Origin of the sequence: Candidatus Thiodictyon syntrophicum (assembly GCF_002813775.1) — a bacterium.
Classification (GTDB): Bacteria; Pseudomonadota; Gammaproteobacteria; order Chromatiales; family Chromatiaceae; genus Thiodictyon; species Thiodictyon syntrophicum.
This window is the reverse complement of record NZ_CP020370.1, coordinates 4,182,367-4,202,299: the sequence shown is the minus strand read 5'-3', so window position 1 is coordinate 4,202,299 and position 19,933 is coordinate 4,182,367. Positions and strand designations below refer to the sequence as shown.

At 61.1% G+C, this 19,933-nt stretch carries 14 protein-coding genes and 2 pseudogenes; 12 read left to right on the top strand and 4 right to left on the bottom strand.

Annotated elements, in window-relative coordinates; translation table 11 throughout:
* The first annotated feature begins 175 nt into the window (after window positions 1-175).
* The 5 genes from THSYN_RS17585 (at window position 176) to THSYN_RS17565 (ending at window position 3,545) form a co-directional block, all read left to right on the top strand.
* Window positions 176-544: a helix-turn-helix domain-containing protein gene (locus tag THSYN_RS17585; protein WP_100920278.1), complete on the top strand. Its 369-nt coding sequence runs from the start codon at window positions 176-178 to the stop codon at window positions 542-544.
* A gap of 372 nt (window positions 545-916) precedes the next feature.
* Complete coding sequence (locus THSYN_RS17575) at window positions 917-1,198, top strand: BrnT family toxin (protein ID WP_100920276.1); 282 nt, start codon at window positions 917-919, stop codon at window positions 1,196-1,198.
* A complete protein-coding gene (locus THSYN_RS17570; protein ID WP_236848597.1) occupies window positions 1,176-1,403 on the top strand; it encodes a hypothetical protein in 228 nt (75 codons plus the stop codon). Before THSYN_RS17575 ends, THSYN_RS17570 begins: the two co-directional genes overlap by 23 nt.
* A 493-nt stretch (window positions 1,404-1,896) precedes the next feature.
* Entirely contained in the window at window positions 1,897-2,226 is a 330-nt protein-coding gene (locus THSYN_RS34045) for a hypothetical protein (protein WP_157817754.1), read from the top strand.
* A 302-nt stretch (window positions 2,227-2,528) separates the two neighbouring features.
* On the top strand, window positions 2,529-3,545 hold the full coding sequence (locus THSYN_RS17565) for an IS110 family RNA-guided transposase (protein ID WP_100920274.1): 1,017 nt from the start codon (window positions 2,529-2,531) through the stop codon (window positions 3,543-3,545).
* Between the two features lie 505 nt (window positions 3,546-4,050).
* Here THSYN_RS17565 and THSYN_RS17560 read toward each other — a convergent pair.
* Window positions 4,051-5,061 carry an IS1 family transposase gene (locus THSYN_RS17560; RefSeq protein WP_100917404.1) on the bottom strand — a complete coding sequence of 337 codons (1,011 nt, stop codon included), beginning with the start codon at window positions 5,059-5,061 and terminating at the stop codon, window positions 4,051-4,053.
* Between the two features lie 147 nt (window positions 5,062-5,208).
* On the opposite strand from THSYN_RS17560, the gene THSYN_RS34040 reads away from it, so the two are divergent.
* The 6 genes and pseudogenes from THSYN_RS34040 (at window position 5,209) to THSYN_RS17540 (ending at window position 15,135) form a co-directional block, all read left to right on the top strand.
* On the top strand, window positions 5,209-5,358 hold the full coding sequence (locus tag THSYN_RS34040; protein ID WP_157817753.1) for a hypothetical protein: 150 nt from the start codon (window positions 5,209-5,211) through the stop codon (window positions 5,356-5,358).
* Window positions 5,359-6,135: 777 nt separating this feature from the next.
* Window positions 6,136-6,726, top strand: coding sequence for a hypothetical protein (locus tag THSYN_RS34035; protein WP_157817752.1), 591 nt, complete (start codon window positions 6,136-6,138; stop codon window positions 6,724-6,726).
* 61 nt (window positions 6,727-6,787) lie between these two features.
* Window positions 6,788-8,152, top strand: a pseudogene (locus THSYN_RS17555) (PAS domain S-box protein); the annotation flags it as partial.
* Window positions 8,153-8,229: 77 nt separating this feature from the next.
* Window positions 8,230-9,639, top strand: a complete 1,410-nt coding sequence (locus THSYN_RS17550; RefSeq protein ID WP_236848959.1) for a sensor histidine kinase — start codon at window positions 8,230-8,232, stop codon at window positions 9,637-9,639.
* Complete coding sequence (locus THSYN_RS17545; protein ID WP_100920271.1) at window positions 9,639-12,146, top strand: EAL domain-containing protein; 2,508 nt, start codon at window positions 9,639-9,641, stop codon at window positions 12,144-12,146. The genes THSYN_RS17550 and THSYN_RS17545 overlap by 1 nt, the downstream gene beginning before the upstream one ends.
* A 688-nt stretch (window positions 12,147-12,834) precedes the next feature.
* Window positions 12,835-15,135 (top strand): putative bifunctional diguanylate cyclase/phosphodiesterase, encoded by a 2,301-nt coding sequence (locus THSYN_RS17540; protein ID WP_100920270.1) that lies wholly within the window; start codon window positions 12,835-12,837, stop codon window positions 15,133-15,135.
* A 21-nt stretch (window positions 15,136-15,156) separates the two neighbouring features.
* On the opposite strand, the gene THSYN_RS17535 is transcribed toward THSYN_RS17540, so the two are convergent.
* From THSYN_RS17535 to THSYN_RS37340, 3 genes and pseudogenes are all read right to left on the bottom strand, one after another.
* Window positions 15,157-17,256 (bottom strand): ATP-binding protein, encoded by a 2,100-nt coding sequence (locus THSYN_RS17535; RefSeq protein ID WP_172965305.1) that lies wholly within the window; start codon window positions 17,254-17,256, stop codon window positions 15,157-15,159.
* A gap of 27 nt (window positions 17,257-17,283) precedes the next feature.
* Window positions 17,284-18,483: an RNA-guided endonuclease InsQ/TnpB family protein gene (locus THSYN_RS17530; RefSeq protein WP_100920269.1), complete on the bottom strand. Its 1,200-nt coding sequence runs from the start codon at window positions 18,481-18,483 to the stop codon at window positions 17,284-17,286.
* A pseudogene (locus THSYN_RS37340) lies at window positions 18,480-18,653 on the bottom strand (IS607 family transposase); the annotation flags it as partial. The pseudogene THSYN_RS37340 and the gene THSYN_RS17530, both read right to left, overlap by 4 nt.
* 387 nt (window positions 18,654-19,040) lie before the next feature.
* Here THSYN_RS37340 and THSYN_RS17520 point away from each other — a divergent pair.
* Window positions 19,041-19,931, top strand: coding sequence for a phosphoribulokinase (locus THSYN_RS17520; RefSeq protein WP_100920268.1), 891 nt, complete (start codon window positions 19,041-19,043; stop codon window positions 19,929-19,931).
* Window positions 19,932-19,933: the final 2 nt, after the last annotated feature.

The following is a 19,933-nucleotide window of genomic DNA, read 5'->3' as shown; positions in this document are numbered from 1 at the left end:
CCGGCGGAACCGGGATGCCTGCGGCAGGCCGACGCCGTTCAGAACGGACTGGGTCTAAGCTGCACAAACTGCAAGTCTTCGCGGCAACTCGCCGCGTTCGGCAAGGTGGGGTAAACTCGTCATATCCGGCGAAAAACTCGCGTCAGGGGTGATAAATCGCCATAAAAGGCGTTTTATGAACATCACAGCACAGTTGACGGACACTGCCATCTTGCGGGAGTTGGGCGCCCGCCTGGCGGCGACCCGGTTGGAGCGCAACCTGACCCAGGCCGCCCTGGCGGGCCAGGCCGGGGTCTCCAAGCGCACCTTGGAACGACTCGAATCCGGCGAGGTGGCGACCCAGTCGTCGGGCTTCGTGCGGGTGTGTCGGGCACTGGGCCTGACCGAACGGCTGGACCTGCTGGTCCCGGAGCCGGTACCCAGTCCGCTGGCGCAGATGAAGCTTCAAGGGCGACAGCGCCAACGGGCCTCGGGCAAGCGGGCCGCGGGCACGCGGGGCGCGGCCGATAGGCCCGGGACCTGGACCTGGGGTGAACCCGAGTGATCGCGCGGGTGCTGCTGTGGGGACGGACCATCGGGGCCGTGTCGCTGGAGGCAGGGCGCGACTATGCCGCCTTTCAGTACGACCCGGCCTTCGCCCGCAGCGGCGCTGTCGTTGAGCCCTTTCTTAGCGACCCCTTTTTCCGCCTGAAACGTGATCGACATCACATAACAGCGATTGGAAAACGAAAACCAGTTGACGAAACTGCCCGTTGGCGGGTTACGATTGGCTTGACAGCACTTGCAGTTAGCCCGTGACCGGCGCGACCGTCAGCCGCGACAGGGGACTGTCGGCTTAGGGCCTTCAGGAACGCCTCGACCCGGCGCAGGTACCAGGGACGCATCAGGCGAAGAAAAAAGAGAACCGGACCCACACATGAATTTTGAGTGGAACATACAGAAAGCCGCCAGCAACGAAAAGGACCACAAGGTCACATTTAGTGACGCGGTTACCGTATTTAGCGATACTCTGTCTGTTACTTACCCTGATTCTGATCATTCAACCGACGAGAATCGTTTTCTTATAATCGGCCAGTCAGCATTAGGTCGAATTTTAGTCGTCGCTCATACCTTCCGTCGCGAGGTCGTTCGGATAATCAGCGCCCGGAAAGCCACAAAAAGAGAGCGTTCATTCTATGAGAATCAAGCGAGAAATTAAAGACCCCGAAGAAATGCGCGAAGAATATGATTTTGAAAATATGAAAGGCGGAGTTCGCGGGAAATATGCAAAGGCGTTTGAAGGAACTGTTACTACAATACTTCTAGACGCTGATGTAGCTGAAGTATTTCCAGACGCGAGGGCGGTTAATGAGGCGTTGCGAACATTGTCGCGCATACTTCGCAGCGGGCAAATAAATGCCTAACCTAAGAAGAGAGACGTTCGAGAACTCGGGAAGCCCCGTAGGCTCCTGGATGAAATAAGATGATGAAGCCGTCAGTGTTGGGACACGGGAGGGTGATGAGCCCGGAAACGGCGTGGGCACGGGTGGAGTCATCGTACATGGAGCATCCAGGCAGGCTGGCTACAGCCGTATGCTGACGAGGTGTCTTATCGGGCATAGTAGTCGGAGGTTGGGAAAGCCAGCCACATTGCGAAGGACCCGACGGAAGTACGCAGCCCACAAAGGAAACTCGTGCCGGACATGCAGGATCGGAGCACACGAGCCAACCTCACTGTAGGGCAATAACAACTGGGCCTTGTAACGGGTAACTGTGAAGGTCCGCGCGAATGTGAGTACAACCGAGGAACCGGATGCGGGAAAACTGCACGTCCGGGATTGCGCCGGGGGCGCCGGGTAACCGGCGTTCCTACGGCGGAGGCTACACAGTCATAGAGAGCATGGTTTGAGGCAATAAATGAGTAGTTTTATCTCTCCAAACGGATTCCTGCTGGGAGCGTGGCAATGGAATAATGATTCACCTCCAAAGAAGATCTATCCCAGCCTGGTAAAGAAGAAAAATATCCTAGAGAAGTGTTTTGATGTTTCCATGTCCGGGAAAAGCGCCGAGCTTGAGGGGGTGAGTCCGAACAAATTTTTGGAAATGCTCGCAACAGGGAGATTTCCTTCTACCGCCTTAGTCCGTATGCGACCAACAACAGGCGGTCCAGGAAATGGATTTCTCATCCGAAATTTGACAATTGAAGTTGAGTTGGAAAGAGAGTTAGCGCGCCTCCGCAGCTTGTAGGTACGTTAGGCTATAGCTTAGCGCCAAACAAGTCGGATAAGTACCAACCAATCATGAGAGGAAGGCTAGGCAATGACATATGCAATTCGTACGGATCCAAACTACATTGCGATTGAAAAGGAACTCGATCATGGGGTTACGGGGTCAGGTTATGGGGTCAGGTCTTGCAATCAAGCATGCGCCTTAAGGGGCTGAGAATGCATGATTGCAAGACCTGATGATCATCTAGCCGACCCCGCCCGTTGGCCTACAGTTTAGGTAGGGATCAACCCGAACTGAAGACCGGACAGGAGGAGTCGACCATGAAACTTTACGGCGGAATCGACCTGCACTCAAACAACAACGTCGTGGCCCTGTTGGACGAAGAAGACCGGGTGGTGCTGCGCGCCCGCCTGGCCAACGAGGCGGCGGGCGTTTTGGCGGCCCTGGCGCCCTACCGTGAGGCCATCGTAGGCCTGGTGGTGGAGTCCACCTACAACTGGTACTGGCTTGTCGATGCCCTGATGGAAGCCGGCTACCGGGTCCACCTGGCCAACACGGCCGCCATCGTGCAGTACAGTGGGCTCAAGTACAGCGACGACGATTCGGACGCCCGCTGGCTGGCGAAGTTGCTGCGCCTGGGACTGTTGCCCGAGGGCTACATCTATCCCAAGGAAGATCGCGCGGTCCGCGACCTGCTGCGGCGACGCATGCGCCTGGTGCAACAGCATACGGCGAACCTGCTGGCGGTGCAGAACCTGTTTGCGCGCAATCGTGGCAAATCACTGAGCGCCAATGAGGTCAGGCGCCTCACGCCGGAGGCGGTGAGTGGCTTGCTGCCTGACCCCAACCAAGCCCTGGCGGTGCAGAGCAACCTGCTGGTGATGCGGGCTCAAGACGTGGCCATCGATCTGCTGGAGCGCGAGGCGCTGGCGCAGGTCAAACTGCGTCTAGCCTACCGGCACCTGCTCACTGTCAACGGGATCGGCACCGTGCTGGGGTTGACCATCATGCTGGAAACCGGGCCGGTGGCGCGCTTCAGCCAAGTTGGCCACTACGCTTCCTACTGCCGCTGCGTCGGCAGCGAACACCTGTCCAACGGCAAGCGCAAGGGTCACGGCAATACCAAGAGCGGCAACAAGTACCTCGCATGGGCCTATCTGGAAGCGGCCAACTTCGCGGTGCGCTACAACGCCACGGTCAAGCGCTACTACCAGCGCAAGCGGGCCAAGACCAACGGCGTCGTCGCGATCAAGACGGTCGCGCACAAGCTGGCGCGAGCCTGCTATTACATCCTGCGCGACGGCACCGACTTCGCGGTCAGTCGCGCCTTTGGCTAAACTTATGCGTAGGGAGTCGTCGGCGATCCAGGACACGGGGTTGGCCATAAGCCGCCAGATCTGATTGGACACCGACGCCTCCCCGCCAACGCCACGGAGGACTGCCTGTGACCGAAACGCCCCTGCCCGCGAGCCACGAAGAGGTTGGACGGCGCCTGTCGGGTGCCGAGCCACAGTTCTGTGAACCCGCGGTTGGGCCGGGGTGGGGGCGGGCCGGATGCGCCGGACTTTTTGGGGTCCGCGCACCCGGCCCGCCCCCACCCCGGCCTGCGCGGCCCACTTGGACCCGGGGAGGGCACCGACGATTTTCTGGGGTTCGTAAGAACCAGGGGCCGGGTGTCTACTCCCCAGAGGAGCAGCCCCATCGCCTTGATCCAGAAGGGTGACTGGTGCGGATCGGAGTTTATCCGTCACTTGCGCAATGAGAACTGACGGCGCGTTTGCGGTGACCATGCGGCACTGGTTCAGTTTGGTTCTTCCTTATCCTTATGTTTTTGTAGTATTTTTATAACCTGGGCTGTCGAACTCTAAGGACCTCATCCCACGAGAGTCCCTGCTGGAGAATCCCCAGAGCCACCGCAGGAACCTGTTTTGTCGTGAAGTGGCTGCGAATAAAGTTATGGACAATCCACAACATATCCAATGTTCTTTGCAAACCAGAAATGCTCTTCGCGTACGTATTCGTTCGGCGGCGATAAGCAGAATTCTTTCGCCGAAATGAAGCGTTCGATGCTTCCAAATGATTAGCATGAATATCGGCTGGCGTCACATCTTGATCGGTTTCTGGATGCTCCGGATGAGGGGTTTCGTATTTGGGACGCGAGTGCCCCGTTCTATCAGTTCCTTTCCCTTTATTCTTAAGGCGCACCTTCACACCGCGACGAAGCACTTTCGGTGGGCGGCCGCGTTTTCCGGTTCGCAATACTTCGTGGCAAATTTCAAACAGGAGATTGCCATACCGACGTTCCCCGTCGGTGACTAGAGTGACATCGCCAGTACGCAGGATGACATCTCTAAGTATTTGTATGGCATATGAAAATAGGCTGCGATCCTTTTTCCCGCACTGAAGCGCCCAGATAAATCGACTTGCCCTTTCCATCAGTACGATCGTCCAGCCTTCACAATCCTCCGGGGGGACATTCCTATTCACTTTCGTATAAAGCTCATCACCTTCGATCAGTTGCTCAATAAAGGTGTGCGTCAGGGCATATATGACCAGCACATCCTTGCAATCGGCCAGGCGACGCTCCCATAGGAGCAACGTATTCTTCGCAATCGCGAAGGCCCGGCAGGCGGCGTTCAAGCCGATCCCCTCAGTGCGCGTTTTGAGCACTTGAATGATGAAGCTGGTCGGTTTCCTGAGCCCCTCGATAAGGGTGGCTTTGGTCTCGGAAAAGAGCCTATTGCAACTTTGACATCGCCACAGCAAACGCGTACCGTTATGACCGGTTTGATACGTCTTGTGATGCCGACAATTCTGTGAATTGCAATGAGGGCATGTCCATTGTCCGTTCAAGAAGTTCTCACTTATTCAAAAAGTGACGGAAACCCGCGCCGAACTAGATATATTACATATATTTCAATGTCTTGTAAACAGAAATTAAACTGAACCAGTGCCGCTTATCGCCGCCGAACGAATACGTACGCGAAGAGCATTTCTGGTTTGCAAAGAACATTGGATATGTTGTGGATTGTCCATAACTTTATTCGCAGCCACTTCACGACAAAACAGGTTCCTGCGGTGGCTCTGGGGATTCTCCAGCAGGGACTCTCGTGGGATGAGGTCCTTAGAGTTCGACAGCCCAGGTTATAAAAATACTACAAAAACATAAGGATAAGGAAGAACCAAACTGAACCAGTGCCTCGTACTCACCTTCAGGTAAAATAAACTATCTGCTACAATTTAAGAGTGCTGGAGTATCTTTCGATGTCATTAAATCAAACTCATTGGTAAGTCCATATATAGGGAGTATTTTATTAAGACTAAGGGCTTGGTCAAATGCGCAATATGGAGATATTGAAAACCCTGTAAGAAAATATAGGGTGCTTCATTCTTTCAGTTCTACTGATATTCTTAAGGAATATGAACATTATGGCTTTCAGAAACCTCTTGATGCCCTCAAAGTAAGACGTTTCTCATCATGCGCTGGTAGTCCTGAATACGACGAAGAGGAGCGGTGTATCGGAGACGTAATACTTTATTTTTCTTACCAGGACAATGAGTGGATCTATAAGCATGCAGAACTGCCCAGCGCTTCCAGAATAAAGGATGGCCAAACAGCCAGAGTTCTTCGCCTCAATTTATCTAACAACCCTGAATGGAAACGAGTGTTGTATGAAAGATAAATGGCGAGTTCCGCTCGACCATGAAGAATATATTGGGATTCCTGTGACAGTTTACTTAATTCGCGCAGCCCCGACGAACAAAGTTGCCTAACGAACGCCCAAAGAGCGAGCGCGCGCCATCGGGGTTTGAATTGGTTTGCAGGGTTCGTGGGTGGCGCGCGTCGCCTTGGGCTCCACGTTAGGCTCGGACTAAACAACCTGCGGAATGAAGCGGAAGATCTCTGGGTCTTCTAAGGAGACCAGCTTGCGCAGCCACGGATTTATCAGACTCTTAGCTACAACCGCAGCCATCGCGTTAGTCCTGAGCGCATTTGCGCTCTTAGTGTATTTGATTGTACTCGGCGGCAGTCATGTCTACGTTTCTGGAGGGCTGTCATCTATACTTGAAGATACGGATGGATTTCCGCTTTGGGACTTCTATAAAGAAGTCATCACCTGGAATTTGCCAGGAATAAGCGACTTTGGGCCAATCCGCGTTGAGCAGACCGATGGAACTCATGCTTTCCGAAATGTTTTCTTTATTTTTTCAGTATTTGCGATGGGTGTTTTGGTACCAATTGTTGTAGCTATTCTGGCTGTTGTTGCGTTGTTTAGTGGGATTTTTACAGCAAACTGGAGTCACCTTATTTCCGGCGTCCTTGCAGCGATCCTTGTTCCGTTGTCCGTGATTATCCTTGTCGTCGCACTTGTATTCACGTACTTCGCTCTGTTATTTCAACCTTGTACCCCCGCCTATGTGGTTCTGTGGCTCACATTAGGATTAGTTGCTGCGGCCCTCGGCCCTGCCGCTGCCGCCGCACCCGCAATGATAGTCGTGATAATTATCCCCAAGTAAAGAAGGATAAGGGGCCAAGGATAAGAGGATACTGGGCCAGGCTCGTGGTTTTTTCCGGCAAATGAACAAGAGCCTAACCTTTGTCTCAAAAGCGAGCGCGCGCCTGCTGGCGGACAACACCACCGATGTACTCTGGCACTTGAATCAGGATACGGGCAAGTGGCTCTACGTGAGCCCATCGGTGGAGCGGCTGCGGGGCTTTAGCGTTGCGCAGGTCATGGAGCAGCGGGTCGAGGACGTCATGACGGCGCAATCCTGGGACGCCCTGCAGCCGCGGGTCGCGGAGCGTACCCAACGGTTCCGGCGCGGGGAGCCCGGAGCCCATGCCTACCGCGACGAAATCGAGCAGCTTCGGCGCGACGGGTCGACCGTCTGGACCGAGGTCGACTCCCGCTATCTCTGGAACGCGGACGGGGAGGTCACGGTGCTCGGGGTCACCCGGGATATCTCCGAGCGCAGGGCCGCCGAGGGGATGCTGCGCGAGGCGGAACGCCGGTACCGGGACCTGTTCGAGTCATCCCCGGTGGGCCTCTATCGGTCGACTCCCCAGGGGCGCTACCTGGATGTCAATGCGGCCTTCGCCCGCATCCTCGGCTACGAGACTGCGCACGAGCTGATTGCGGATGTCTCCGACATCGCCACCCAACTCTATGCGCATCCCCGGGAGCGGGAGGTCCTCGCCGGACTGCTGGCCGAGCGCGGGCAGGTCGCGGGCTTCGAGAGCGAGGCCAAGCGGCGGGACGGACTGCCCGTCTGGATCTCCGCCGACGTGAACGCCGTGCGGGACACCGACGGGATCATCGTCGTCTACCAAGGGGCCATGACCGACATCACCGAGCGGGTGCGCGGCACCCTGGCGCGCGACACGGTGAGTGCCGTGGCACGCTTGGCGGTCTTGTCGGATTCGGCCGATGGGTTCCGCCAGGCACTCCCCGCGCTCCTGTCGACCCGGCTCGGCTACCCGATGGTCGCCGTGGAGACCTATGACGCGGTGCGTGGCGACATGACCTTTGCCGGCGCCGTGGGCATCCCCGCCGCCGCCGACGGCCGTCTGCGCGTCCCCATCGGGGAGACCCTGTCCGGCCAGGTCGCCACCAGCGGCGAGGCGCTGGTCGAGACCGCCGCCGACGCGCGGCCCGAATATGCGTTCGCGGCCCTGCGGGCGCTCGGCGTCGTCACCTTCGTATGTGCGCCGATGACGATCAGGACCCGGGTGCTGGGGACCCTGGCGCTGGCGGATACGCGCCGTCGGCCGGATGCCGCCTGGGCGGTCGAACTGCTGCGCACCGTCGCCGATACCGCGGCCGATGCCATTGAGCGCCTGGAGACCCAGGCGGCCCTGCGCGACAGCGAGCGCAATTACCGGGGCCTGATGGACAACCTGCACGCCGGGGTGGTGGTGCACGCACCTGACACCCGGATCCGCTTCGCCAATCCCATGGCGTCGCAACTCCTGGGGCTCGGCGCGCAGCAGTTGCGAGGCATTGCGGCCGTCGATCCGGCCTGGCGGTTCATCCGGGAAGACGGTACCCCGATGCCGCAGGTGGAGTTCCCGGTCGAGCGCGTCGCCGCGTCCGGCGCGCCGCTGCAGAACCTGATCCTGGGGATACTCAGGTCCGACCGCGACGCCCCGACCGGGTGCAATGTGAGGCACATCCAGTCCACGACGACCAGGGGCAGCTCCAGCAGATCGTGGTGACCTTCTTCGATATCACCGAGCGACAGCGCGCCGTCGACTCGCTCAAGAAAAGCGAGGCATTGCTCAACGAGATGGGGCGGATGGCCAGGATCGGCGGCTGGCAGCTCGACCTCGCCACGGGTAAACAGGTCTGGACGGAGGCGGTGTACTTGGTCCATGAACTCGACACGACCTTTGAGCCGAACCTGGACAATGCCATCGGGTTCTATCCGCCAAGCGCGGCGCCGATCGTCATGCAAGCCGTCGAGCGTGCCGTCAACCTGGGCGAGCCATTCGACCTGGAGGTGGAGTTCGTCACCGCCAAGGGTAATCGCCGTTGGATACATACCATCGGCCGGGCGGTGCGGGAGCACGAGCGAATCGTCGCGCTCACCGGCGTCTTCCAGGATATCACCGCGCGCAAGGTGGCCGAGGACGAGCTGGCGAGCTATCGCGATCGTCTCGAAGTCCTGGTGGAAACCCGGACCCAGGCGCTGAACGAGCAACTGGCGCGGGTGCGTGAACAGGAACATCTGCTTATCCATCAGGCGCGCCTCGCGGCGATGGGCGAGATGCTCGGCAACATCGCCCATCAGTGGCGCCAACCCTTGAGCGCCCTGGCCCTGGTGCTGGGCAACCTCCAGGATGCCGAGCGCCATCAGGAGTTGACGCCGCAATACCTGGCGCGAAAGATCGCCGACGCCCACCGCCTGATCGACAAGATGTCGACCACCATCAGCGATTTCCGCGACTTCTTCCGTCCCGACAAGCCACCCGAGACCTTCGACCTGAGCCAAGCCGTCGGCGCCGCCCTGACCCTGATGGAGGCGAGCCTCAAGACGCACGGCATCGCGGTCGTGACGGACTTCTGCGAGGAGGCGCGCACCAGGGGCCGCCTGAACGAATATTCACAGGTGATCCTGAACCTGCTCAGCAATGCCAAGGACGCGATCCTTGCCCACCACCCGGACGGCGGGCAGATCCTCGTGCGGGTGGACCGCGCCGACGATCGGGCGCGGGTCAGGATCAGCGATAATGGCGGCGGGATTGCCGAAGCGGCGCGAGAGCGGCTGTTCGAACCCTATTTTTCCACCAAACCGGATGGTACGGGGATCGGCCTGTACATGTCCAGGATGATCATCGAAAAGGGGATGGGCGGGCGGCTCTGCGCGTGCAATCGGGAGACCGGGGCGGAATTCACCATAGCGACGCCGCTGGCGCCGCCGGAGCAGTGATGAACAGTCATCGCGACCAAGACGATCAAGCCCATCTGCGGACCCTGTCGGTCCTGTATGTCGAAGACGAGGACGAGATCCGCGAGGAACTGGCCGTGTTCTTGCGTCGGCGCGTGGCGATGGTGCATCTTGCGGCGAATGGTCAGGCGGGACTGGATGCCTTTACCCAATACCAGCCGGATCTCGTGATCACCGACATCCGCATGCCGGTGATGAATGGTCTGGAGATGGCCGAGCGCATCCGTGCCGTGAACCCGGCGACCCCGATCATCATTACCACCGCTTTCGAGGAGACCAGCTACTTCAAGAAGGCGATCGACATCGGGGTGGACAAGTACGTTACCAAGCCGCTCAATCTGGATATCCTCGCCGCGGCGCTGGACAAGTGTGCGCGCCTGATCCGCGCGGAGGCGGCGCTGCGCGAGGTGGATGAGCGTTACCGTCTGTTATTCCAACTCTCCCATATCGCCATCTCGGTCGCCGCGGCCGACGGTGCCGCGCAACGACCCAGCGTGCTGATGACGGACGGGCACATCGTGGACTGCAACACGGCCTTCACCGACCTGCTCGGCTATGCCCGCCAGGACGAGGTGCAGTCTTTTCGGTTCAGTGATCTGTTGGTGCCGGAGTGGCTCGATCCCATCAATCGACTGATCCGCGACGAGTTGCTCGTCCGCGGCTTCACATCTGAATGTGAAGTGGAACTGCGGCATCGCGACGGGCACGCGGTCCCGGTCATCGCCCAACTGATCCTGCGCCGCGACGCCGACGGACGGGCGACCGAGACCTGGGCGGTGATGCGTGATATTTCCGAACAGCGTCGTGCGGAGCACTCCTTGCGGTTGGCCGCGCGCGTGTTCGAGAGCAGCGGCGAGGCGATCGTCATCACCGATCAAGACAATAGCATCCTGTCCGTCAATCGCGCCTTCTCCAAGCTCACCGGTTACAGTCAGGACGAGGCGATCGGCCAGAACCCGAGGCTACTGAAGTCCGGTCGGCATGAGCCGGCGTTTTATCAGCAGATGTGGGACCGTCTGCTGGGCACCGGACACTGGCAAGGCGAGATCTGGAATCGCCGCAAGACCGGCGAGATCTACCCGGAATGGCTGTCGATCACCGTGGTACGCGACACCCAGGGTCAGGTACTCAACTATATCGCCATCTTTTCCGACATCTCGGAGGCCAAGGCGGCGACGCAGCAAATCGAGTTCCTGGCCCATTACGATCACCTGACCCGGTTGGCCAATCGCCGCCTGCTCGAACAGCAGGTGGACTACCTGATCGCGCTGGCCGCGCGGAATAAGAAGCAGTTGGCCCTGCTGTTCATCGACCTGGACCGCTTCAAGGTGGTCAACGATTCGCTGGGCCACGCCGCGGGCGACCTGGTCCTGGAGACCGTGGCGCAACGCCTGCGGGCGACGGCGCGTGAGGTGGATTGCCTGGCGCGGCTGGGTGGGGACGAATTCGTCTGCGTGCTGCACGATGTCGGCGGGCCCCCTGACGTCCATGCCGCGGCACGCCGGCTGATCGCCGTGCTGGACGATCCGATACCGGTGGCGGGGCATTTGCTGACCGTCACTGCCAGCATCGGCATCAGTCTGTATCCCAGTGATGGCGTCGACTACGAAACCCTGCTGAAGAATGCCGATGCCGCCATGTACAGCGCCAAAAAGGCCGGGCGTGACCGCTTCATGTTCTTCGCGGCGAGTATGAACAGCGGTATGGCACGCGAACGGGAGCTGGAACACGCGCTGCGCCGGGCCCTGAAGCTCAATGAATTTATGCTGCATTATCAACCGCAGGTGGCCATCGGGAGCGGGCGCATCATCGGCATGGAGGCCCTGCTGCGCTGGAAATGCGCGGAACTGGGGCCGGTGGCGCCGGGGACCTTTATCCCGCTCGCGGAGGCGACCGGCCTGATCATTGCGATCGGCGAATGGGCACTGCACGAGGCCTGTCGGCAAAACGCGCAATGGCAGCGGCAAGGGCTCCCGGCGGTGGTGGTCGCGGTCAATCTGTCGGCGCTTCAGTTCGGGCAGAGCAATCTGCCGGAAATCGTGCGAAGCGCCCTGCAGGCGAGTGGGCTGGCGGCACGGTGGCTGGAACTGGAGCTGACCGAGAGCGTGATCATGCAGGATGCCGAGTATACCATCGCGAGTCTGCACGGCTTGAAAGAGATCGGCACGAGCTTGGCCATCGACGACTTCGGTACCGGCTATTCGTCACTGTCCTATCTCAAGCGTTTTGCCATCGACAAGCTGAAGATCGATCAGTCCTTCATCCACGATATACCCGACGACGATGGTGACAAGATCGTCACCGCCATCATCGGACTGGCCCACGCGCTGAACCTCAAGGTCATCGCCGAGGGCGTGGAGACGCAGGAGCAATTGGCCTTCCTGCGCGACCGGCACTGCGATGAGATGCAGGGTTACCTGTACAGCAAACCCCTTGCGGTCGACGCCATGGCGGAACTCTTGCGGGGGGCATCGCTGTCGGGCCCATGACCGCAGTCAGTCCCTGGATCATCGATTCTGAAGGGCATCCGGCCTTATCTTGACTTTGGCCCTTCTGCGGTTTGGGGCCGCGCCGTCCCGGAGGCACCGGCGACGGGGGTGCGAACAGGCGTGCATACAGGTGCAGGCACGAGATCAAGCTCGCCTGGGCGCTGAGGCATTCCCAGCCCAGGCGCACGCAGGAATAGCTGCCGTTGCCGATCAAGACCCAGCGGCGGCGCGTCAGCCCGAGCGCCCCCAGCCGCACCATGATGACGGTCTAGTTCGGTCATTTGCAGATTCCTTGACAGCCTCTTAGACTGCCGATCCTGTTCGCGCAGGGGCCTGCTGTCGACCTGGCCCGACTGCCGCGACTCCCCGGCGGCCCGCGCTCACCGAAGCGCGGCGGTTAGCTGACACAGGATTCGGCCGCCACGCTCGGGGGCGGGACTGTGCGTCTGCGGGCGCAGGGGCTTGCAACGGCCCGCGGTGCGCAGGTTCCAGGGGCCGACATCAAGGCCGGCATCGCCGCCTGGACGCCGACCTCGGCGCCCTGTTGGTCATGCTTGCTCGGACCGGGCCTGCGCCGCCGTTCGCGGTGCCCGTCCCGTCCGAGTCGGATCAGGTCCGGGAGGTCCCGGCCTGACTGACGTTTCGGCTACCAGGTGCGGATTCCGATCCATGGTCATCGAGTATACGAGTGTCCGATCTCCTATTTAACGCGGCGACGCTGAGCGGCAAAATATTTATTATTTTCGCGGCCTACAGTTTCATTGACGGTTATCTCTCCGGCGGCGACCGACCCCGGCTTAATCTGGTCGCCAAGTCGTTCCTGTTCGCCCTGGTCGGTCTCTATACGCTGTACGCTCCTGTTATCCTGATGGCAGGGGTCATCGCTGATCCCCGGGGCGCTATCGTGGTCTGTGCGACCCTGTTCGGGGGATGGGTCGTGGGCATGACAACTACCCTGGCGATGATCGGTTATCGCCTGTGGCTGGGCGGTAGCGGCGCCCTGCCCGGCGCCATCGGACTGGCGCTTGAGTATGGTGCATTGCTGGCGCTGAGCGCGCCACCCCTGGCCCGCTTCCTGCCGCTTCAGTCGTATCGGTCGCTGCTGGCCGGTAGCGTGGTGGTTACGATCCTGGAGCCCTGGTCGTTGCTGCTGATCCCGCCCCCGGCAGTGGGCTTGCAATTGTTCCGGGAGGCCGGTCCGGCGCTGGGCCTGCTGCAGTTATTTACAACCCTGCTGTTAGGCGTACTACTTAAGGTTCAGAATGATCGCTCCCGGCTGTTACGCGCTCTTCGGGTGCGTGATGTGGTATTCGACAATGCCCAGGAGGGCGTGATGATCACCGACGCCGGGGGCCGGATTCAGGCGGTCAACCGGGCCTTCACCGACATCACCGGCTACCCGGATCAGGAAATCATCGGTCAACCATTCGATCAACTGGGCTCCGAACGCCAGACCCCGGCCTTCTATCGTAGCAGCTGGGAGGCCATGATCGCGACGGGCACCTGGCGGGGTGAGGTGTGGAATCGCCGGTACAACGGGGAACTCTATCCGGTGTGGCTGACGCTCAGCGCGGTACGGGATGCCGCCGGGCGTTTGACCCAATGCGTCGGGGTGTTTACCGACATTGCCCAGATAAAGGATTACCAGACGCAACTGGAGTTTCTGGCCCATCACGATTCCCTGACCGGCTTATCCAACCGTCTGCTGTTGTGTGCGCGGCTGGAACATGCCCTGCAAATCGCCGCACGCCAGTCTGCGCTCGTGGCGGTGTTGTTCATCGATCTGGACCGCTTTAAGCGGATCAATGATAGCCTCGGCCACGCCCTGGGCGACGCCTTGCTGCGGTCGGCGGCCGAACGTTTTCAGACGGCGATCCGCGCCGAAGACACGCTCGCCCGACTGGGCGGCGACGAGTTCGTGGTCTTGGCCGAGCACCTGGATTCCTGGGAGGAAGCCGCCGTGTTCGCGCATCGCTTGATCACGACGCTCGACGCCCCGATTGCGCTGGGCACGCATGAGTTGCAGCTCTCCGCCAGTATCGGCGTGAGCGTTTATCCACGCGATGGCCAAGCGGTCGACACGCTGTTGCAGAACGCCGATACCGCCATGTACCGCGCCAAGGAGAAGGGGCGCCACAACTATCAATTCTATTCCGATGATCTGACCGCTGTCGCGGTCGAGCGCATGACGCTGGAAGTCCAACTGAGAAAGGCGATCGAACAAGGCCAGTTGCTGTTGCATTACCAACCGCAAATCGACCTGCGCACGGGCCGGATCGCCGGGGTCGAGGCGCTGGCACGCTGGCGGCACCCCGAACAAGGTATGATCCCACCGGCGCGATTCATTCCCGTCGCCGAGGACACCGGGCTGATTGACGAAGTGGGCGCCTGGGTACTGCAGGTGGCCTGTCGGCAGGGGCGCGCCTGGCTGGATGCCGGTTACGCGATCGATCGGATTGCAGTCAATGTCTCCGGCCTGCAATTGCAGCGTGGGGACCTGCCGGCGCAGGTAGACCGGGCGCTCGCGGAGACGGGCCTCCCGGCGGGGTGCCTGGAACTGGAAATCACCGAAACGGCGTTGATGCAGGTGGATCCGGAGATCGTCCAGTTGCTCAATACATTGCGCCGGCGGGGCGTGATGATCAGTATCGATGATTTCGGCACGGGCTATTCCTCATTGGCGCGTCTCCAGGGTCTGCCCGCGGACAAGTTGAAGATCGACCAGAGCTTTGTGCAGTACCTGCCGGATGACGAGAACGGTGCCGCTATCGCCCGCTCGATCATCGCCTTGGGCGCCACCATGCGGTTTGCGGTGCTGGCTGAGGGCGTGGAAACCGAGGCGCAACGCGATTTTCTGCTGGCCGCGGGTTGCGATCAGGCCCAGGGTTATTGGTTCGGGCGCCCGATGCCCGCCGAAGAATTGACGCGCCTGCTGCAAACTAAATACTCGACCGCCAGTCAAGAGAAGGGCTGGATAACGACGGCGTGAAGCGAGGGTGAGATATCCGGGCTAACTGCGCACCGCCAGCCGCTCGATAGTCTCGCGCAGCAGTTCCGGGCTGACCGGCTTGGCCAGGAAGTCGACCATGCCGGCGTCCAGACAGTCCTGCCTGATCTCCTGCGAGGCGTTGGCGGTGAGGGCGACGATGGGCAGTGGTCGCTCCGGGGCCAGGATGCGGTAGCGGCGTGCGAAGGTGATGCCGTCGAGCTTGGGCATCCGCAGATCGACGATGGCGATGCCGTAGGTCCCGGCGAGGGCCTCGCGCAGGGCCTGCTCGCCGTCCACCACGCGGGTGAAGGCGATGCCCATCTTGGTCAGGAAGGTCGTGACCACGCGGGCGGCGATCTCGTTGTCCTCGGCGACCAGGACCCGAATGCCGGCGACCGAGGCCGCGGTGGCGCCGGCAAAGCCCGGTTGCTGCGGCTCGCAGCAGGGTGCGGACTCGGGCAGGAGGCCCAGCAGTCCCGCGACTGCGCCGACCAGGTCCTCGGCGAGGAAGGGCTTGCCCAGGCAGCAGGTCCCCTCGGCGCGCCCCGCGGGCCGCCGTGCCGCGTAGGTAAGGAAGAGGCAGGGCAGTTCGCCGCCCCCCCTGCCGCAGCCCAGGGACTCGCTCACCTGGGCGCGGGTCGCCGCCAGGTTGCGCCCCTCCAGACGATCGGCAATCACCAGCAAGTCCAGGTCCCCGGGGCCGATTCCGAGCCTTGCAACCGCGTCGGGCTCGGCGACCGCGTGACAGGTCGCCCCCGCGCCGCGCAAGGCCGCGCAGACCAGTTCGCGCTGGGTCTGGTTGGCCTCCAGCACCAGGGCGCGCCGCCCGGTCAGGTCAGCGCAGGGGGAGGGCGCCGCCGCCGCGCCGTCCAGCAGCGGCAGCCGCACCCAGAAGCGGCTGCCTTGGCCCTCCTCGCTGACCACGCCGATGGTGCCGCCCATCAGGCGCGACAGTTCCAACGCGATGGTGGTGCCCAGGCCGGAGCCGCCGAAGCGGCGGGTGGTGGAGGTGTCCGCCTGGCTGAAGCTCTCGAAGATATGCGCGATCTTATCGGTCGGGATGCCGACCCCGGTATCCTCCACCTCCAGCAGCAGGTGGGGTGCACCGATTTCCGCCTCCGGGGGCCGCACGGTCATTCGTACCCGGACCTCGCCCTGCGTGGTGAACTTGACCGCGTTGCCGACCAGATTGAACAGGATCTGGCGCACCCGCAGCGGGTCGCCGATGATGGTCCGGGGTACCTGCGCCGCCACGTCGCAGATCAACTCCACCTCCGCGGCCAGGGCCAGACCCTCCAGCACCCCGCAGACCTCGCGTACCAGCAAGCGCGGGTTGAAGGGCAACTGCTCCAGCCTGAGCTTGGCGGCATCGATCTTGGAGAAGTCCAGGATGTCGCCGATCAGGGCGCTCAACACCTGGGTGGAGTTGGCGACCGCGGCCACATAGTCGCGCTGCTCGGCGTCCAGTGGCGTCGTCTTGAGCAACTCGATCATGCCGATCACGCCGGTCAGCGGGGTGCGCAGCTCGTGGGTCATGAAGGCGAGAAAGTCGCCCTTGGCCTTGTTGGCCCGCTCCGCCTCGTCCTTGGCCCGTTGTACCCGCCGCAGCAGGGCATACTGGTAGAGCGGCAGGAGCACCAGGAGCAGGAGAAAGAACACCGCCTCATAGGTGTGTCTGGACCACACGTCCAGGGCGCTCAGTACCAGGCTGTAGGCGATCACCGCCTCCGCTGACGCCACCAGCAGATGGCGGGCGCTGTAGCGGGTCCCCGCGGAGATGAAGATCCAGATGTAAAGCAGGTAAAAGGGGCTGATCGCCTCCCGCGTGATGAAGATCGCCAGGCTGATGGCCACGATATCCACACTCAGGGACAGATAGCGCCGGGCCGGCCAGTCAGGGCGGATCAGGACGCTGACGAAGATCCCCAGGATGACGGCCAGGAGGATCGCGAACAGGGTGAGGAAGTAGGGGACATCGACCTTGTAATAGTTGTTCCAGGCCGCGAGCGAGATATACAGGGTGCCGAAGCACCAGACCCCCAGCCGGACCACCGTGGACTGGAACTCGGCGTTCGCCGTCAGGTCCTTCGGCAGTCCCGCAAACCCCCGCTTGGATGTCATCGTTGCCGTTCTGTCAAACTGACACATTCATGCGCAAACATGAACAAAGTTGACTTCCTGCTTCACCGGGGCCGGTTTCGTGCGCGCCTTGCGGCCCGCGCCAGCGCCTTCCCCTCCACAGGCAGACACCGCGGAACTCGCGGCGTACTTGGCGAGGTTAATCGCCGCATTCAGATCCCGGTCGTGGCGGGCGCCACAGGCCGGGCAGTCCCAGTGCCGTATGGACAACGGCAGGGAATCCATCTTATGACCGCATCCCGAGCAGATCTTGCTGCTGGGATACCAGCGATCAGCGGACACCACGACACCGCCGCGCATGGCGATCTTGTAGTCCAACTGCCGCCGGAACTCGAAGAAGCTCATGTCCGAGACGGCGCGCGCCAGGTGCCGATTCTGCACCATGCCGCTGACGTTCAGGTCTTCGATGCCGATGGTATGGAAGCGCCGCGCCAGATCAGAGGTGAGTTTGTGCAGGGCGTCCAGACGCACGTTGGCGATGCGGGCATGAAGACGGGCCAGCCTGGCTTTGGCCTGGCGCCAGTTGCGCGAAAATTTCACCTTGCGCGCGAGACGGCGATTGAGCCTCGCCATCCGCTTCAAAACGGCCTTGTGGGCCTTGGGGCCGATGACTTGCTCGCCGTTGGAAAGGGTCACCAGGGTCGTGACACCCAGATCGACACCCACCACGCCTTGGTTTTCGGCGGGACGGGTGAGGGTCTGATCGGTATCCACGACGACGGCGACGAACCAGCGGTGAGCCGTGCGAGAAATCGTTGCCGACAAAATCTTGCCGGGAAAACGCAACGTCTCGCGTACCCGCACCCAACCCAGATGGGGGAGGCGGATACGCGAACGGTCGAGAACGAATTGCCCATTGTCCAGGGCGAAGCTGTCGTTGCGACCTTTCTTGTGGAAGCGCGGGTACTTGGCGCGCCCGGCAAAGAAGTTCTTGAAGGCCTCGCCCAACTGCATGATGGCGTGCTGGGGCGCGCACTTGGTTACTTCGAGCATCCAGGGGAATTGCTCGCGCTTGATGGCGTTCAACTGTCGGCGCAAGGCGCCCTCACTGGGCTTGGCTAACAGCGGGTTGTCCTGGCACGCCTGGTACTGCTCCTGCCATTGCGCCAGCGCCCAGTTGTAGGCGAAGCTCGCGGTCCCGGCGGCCCGCGCCAAATAGGTGCGCTGGGTGTTGTTGGGATCAAGCGCGATCTTGTGCGACAGGATCATGGTTGGGAATCCGCTACGGCCTGTGTGATGTCATCAAGCAGTTTTCTATTCTTGGGCGAACGACTGCTATATCAGCGGGCGGAAAAGACAGTGATGAGTTCAAGCACGTCGGTCGCAAGGTCCTCCTCACATGTGGTGTCCTGGCCTTGGTTGAGAACGACAACCTCCACCGCCGTTGTCCGCCGGGGGTGCGTTCGAGCTAATCTTGCCGCTGATCTCCCAGCGGCGCACGGTTTCCGACGAGACGCCAAACGCCTGGCAGCTTCTCCGATTCGGAACATGTGTAGATTATTGACCACTTAAATATGTAATATAGAGCTTTCAACGCGACAGTTCAACCCCCGCTTTGCCGTCATCGAAGAAGACCACCGGCGATCCCGAAGCCGCCCAGCCGGGCAATCTCCGCTGGCGCCCCGTCCCGCGACCCATGGTATATTAGCCAATCATGAAGCGCTTGTGCGTGCCGCCCATGGCCTCCACCCCGGAAGCCGGCCGCGCCGGGCCCCTGGGCGCTGCGAAGTGCCGGACCGCAGAGAGAGAGAAGAGGGGAGACCGCAATGTCAAGAAAGCACCCGATCGTCGCCGTTACCGGGTCCTCCGGGGCCGGTACTACTACCGTCAAGCGCGCCTTCGAGCACATCTTTTACCGCGACGGCATCAGTGCCGCCGTCGTCGAGGGTGACAGCTTCCACCGCTACGACCGTGTGGCCATGAAGACCGCGATGGCCACGTTCGCGGCGGAAGGCCGCAATCTCAGCCATTTCGGACCGGACGCCAATCACTTCAAGCTGTTGGCGGAACTGTTCCACGCCTACGGGGAGACCGGCACCGGCAAGAAACGCTACTACATCCACAGCGACGAGGAGGCGACGGAGCAGAACGCCCGGCTTGGCACGACGCTGAAGGCCGGTCAGTTCACTCCCTGGGAGGGCCTGTCGGAGGGCACCGATCTGCTGTTCTACGAGGGTCTGCACGGACTGGTCGTCACCGACGAGGACAACGTCGCCCAACATGTGGACCTGGGCGTGGGTGTGGTGCCGATCGTCAACCTGGAGTGGATCCAGAAGATCCACCGGGACAACCTGGAGCGCGGCTACTCGGCCGAGGCCATCGTCGACACCATCATGCGGCGGATGCCGGACTATATCCTGCATATCACGCCCCAGTTCTCGCTGACCGACATCAACTTCCAGCGGGTGCCGACGGTGGACACCTCCAACCCCTTCATCGCCCGGGACATCCCCACCCCGGACGAGAGCTTCGTCATCATCCGCTTCCGCGAGCCCGATAAGCTGGAAATCGATTTCCCCTACCTGCTGTCCATGATCAAGGACTCCTTCATGTCCCGGCGCAACAGCATGGTAGTGCCCGGCGGCAAGATGGGGATGGCGATGGAGATCATCCTCCAGCCCATCATCGAGCGGATGATGGCCGCGCGGCGGGTCTAGCC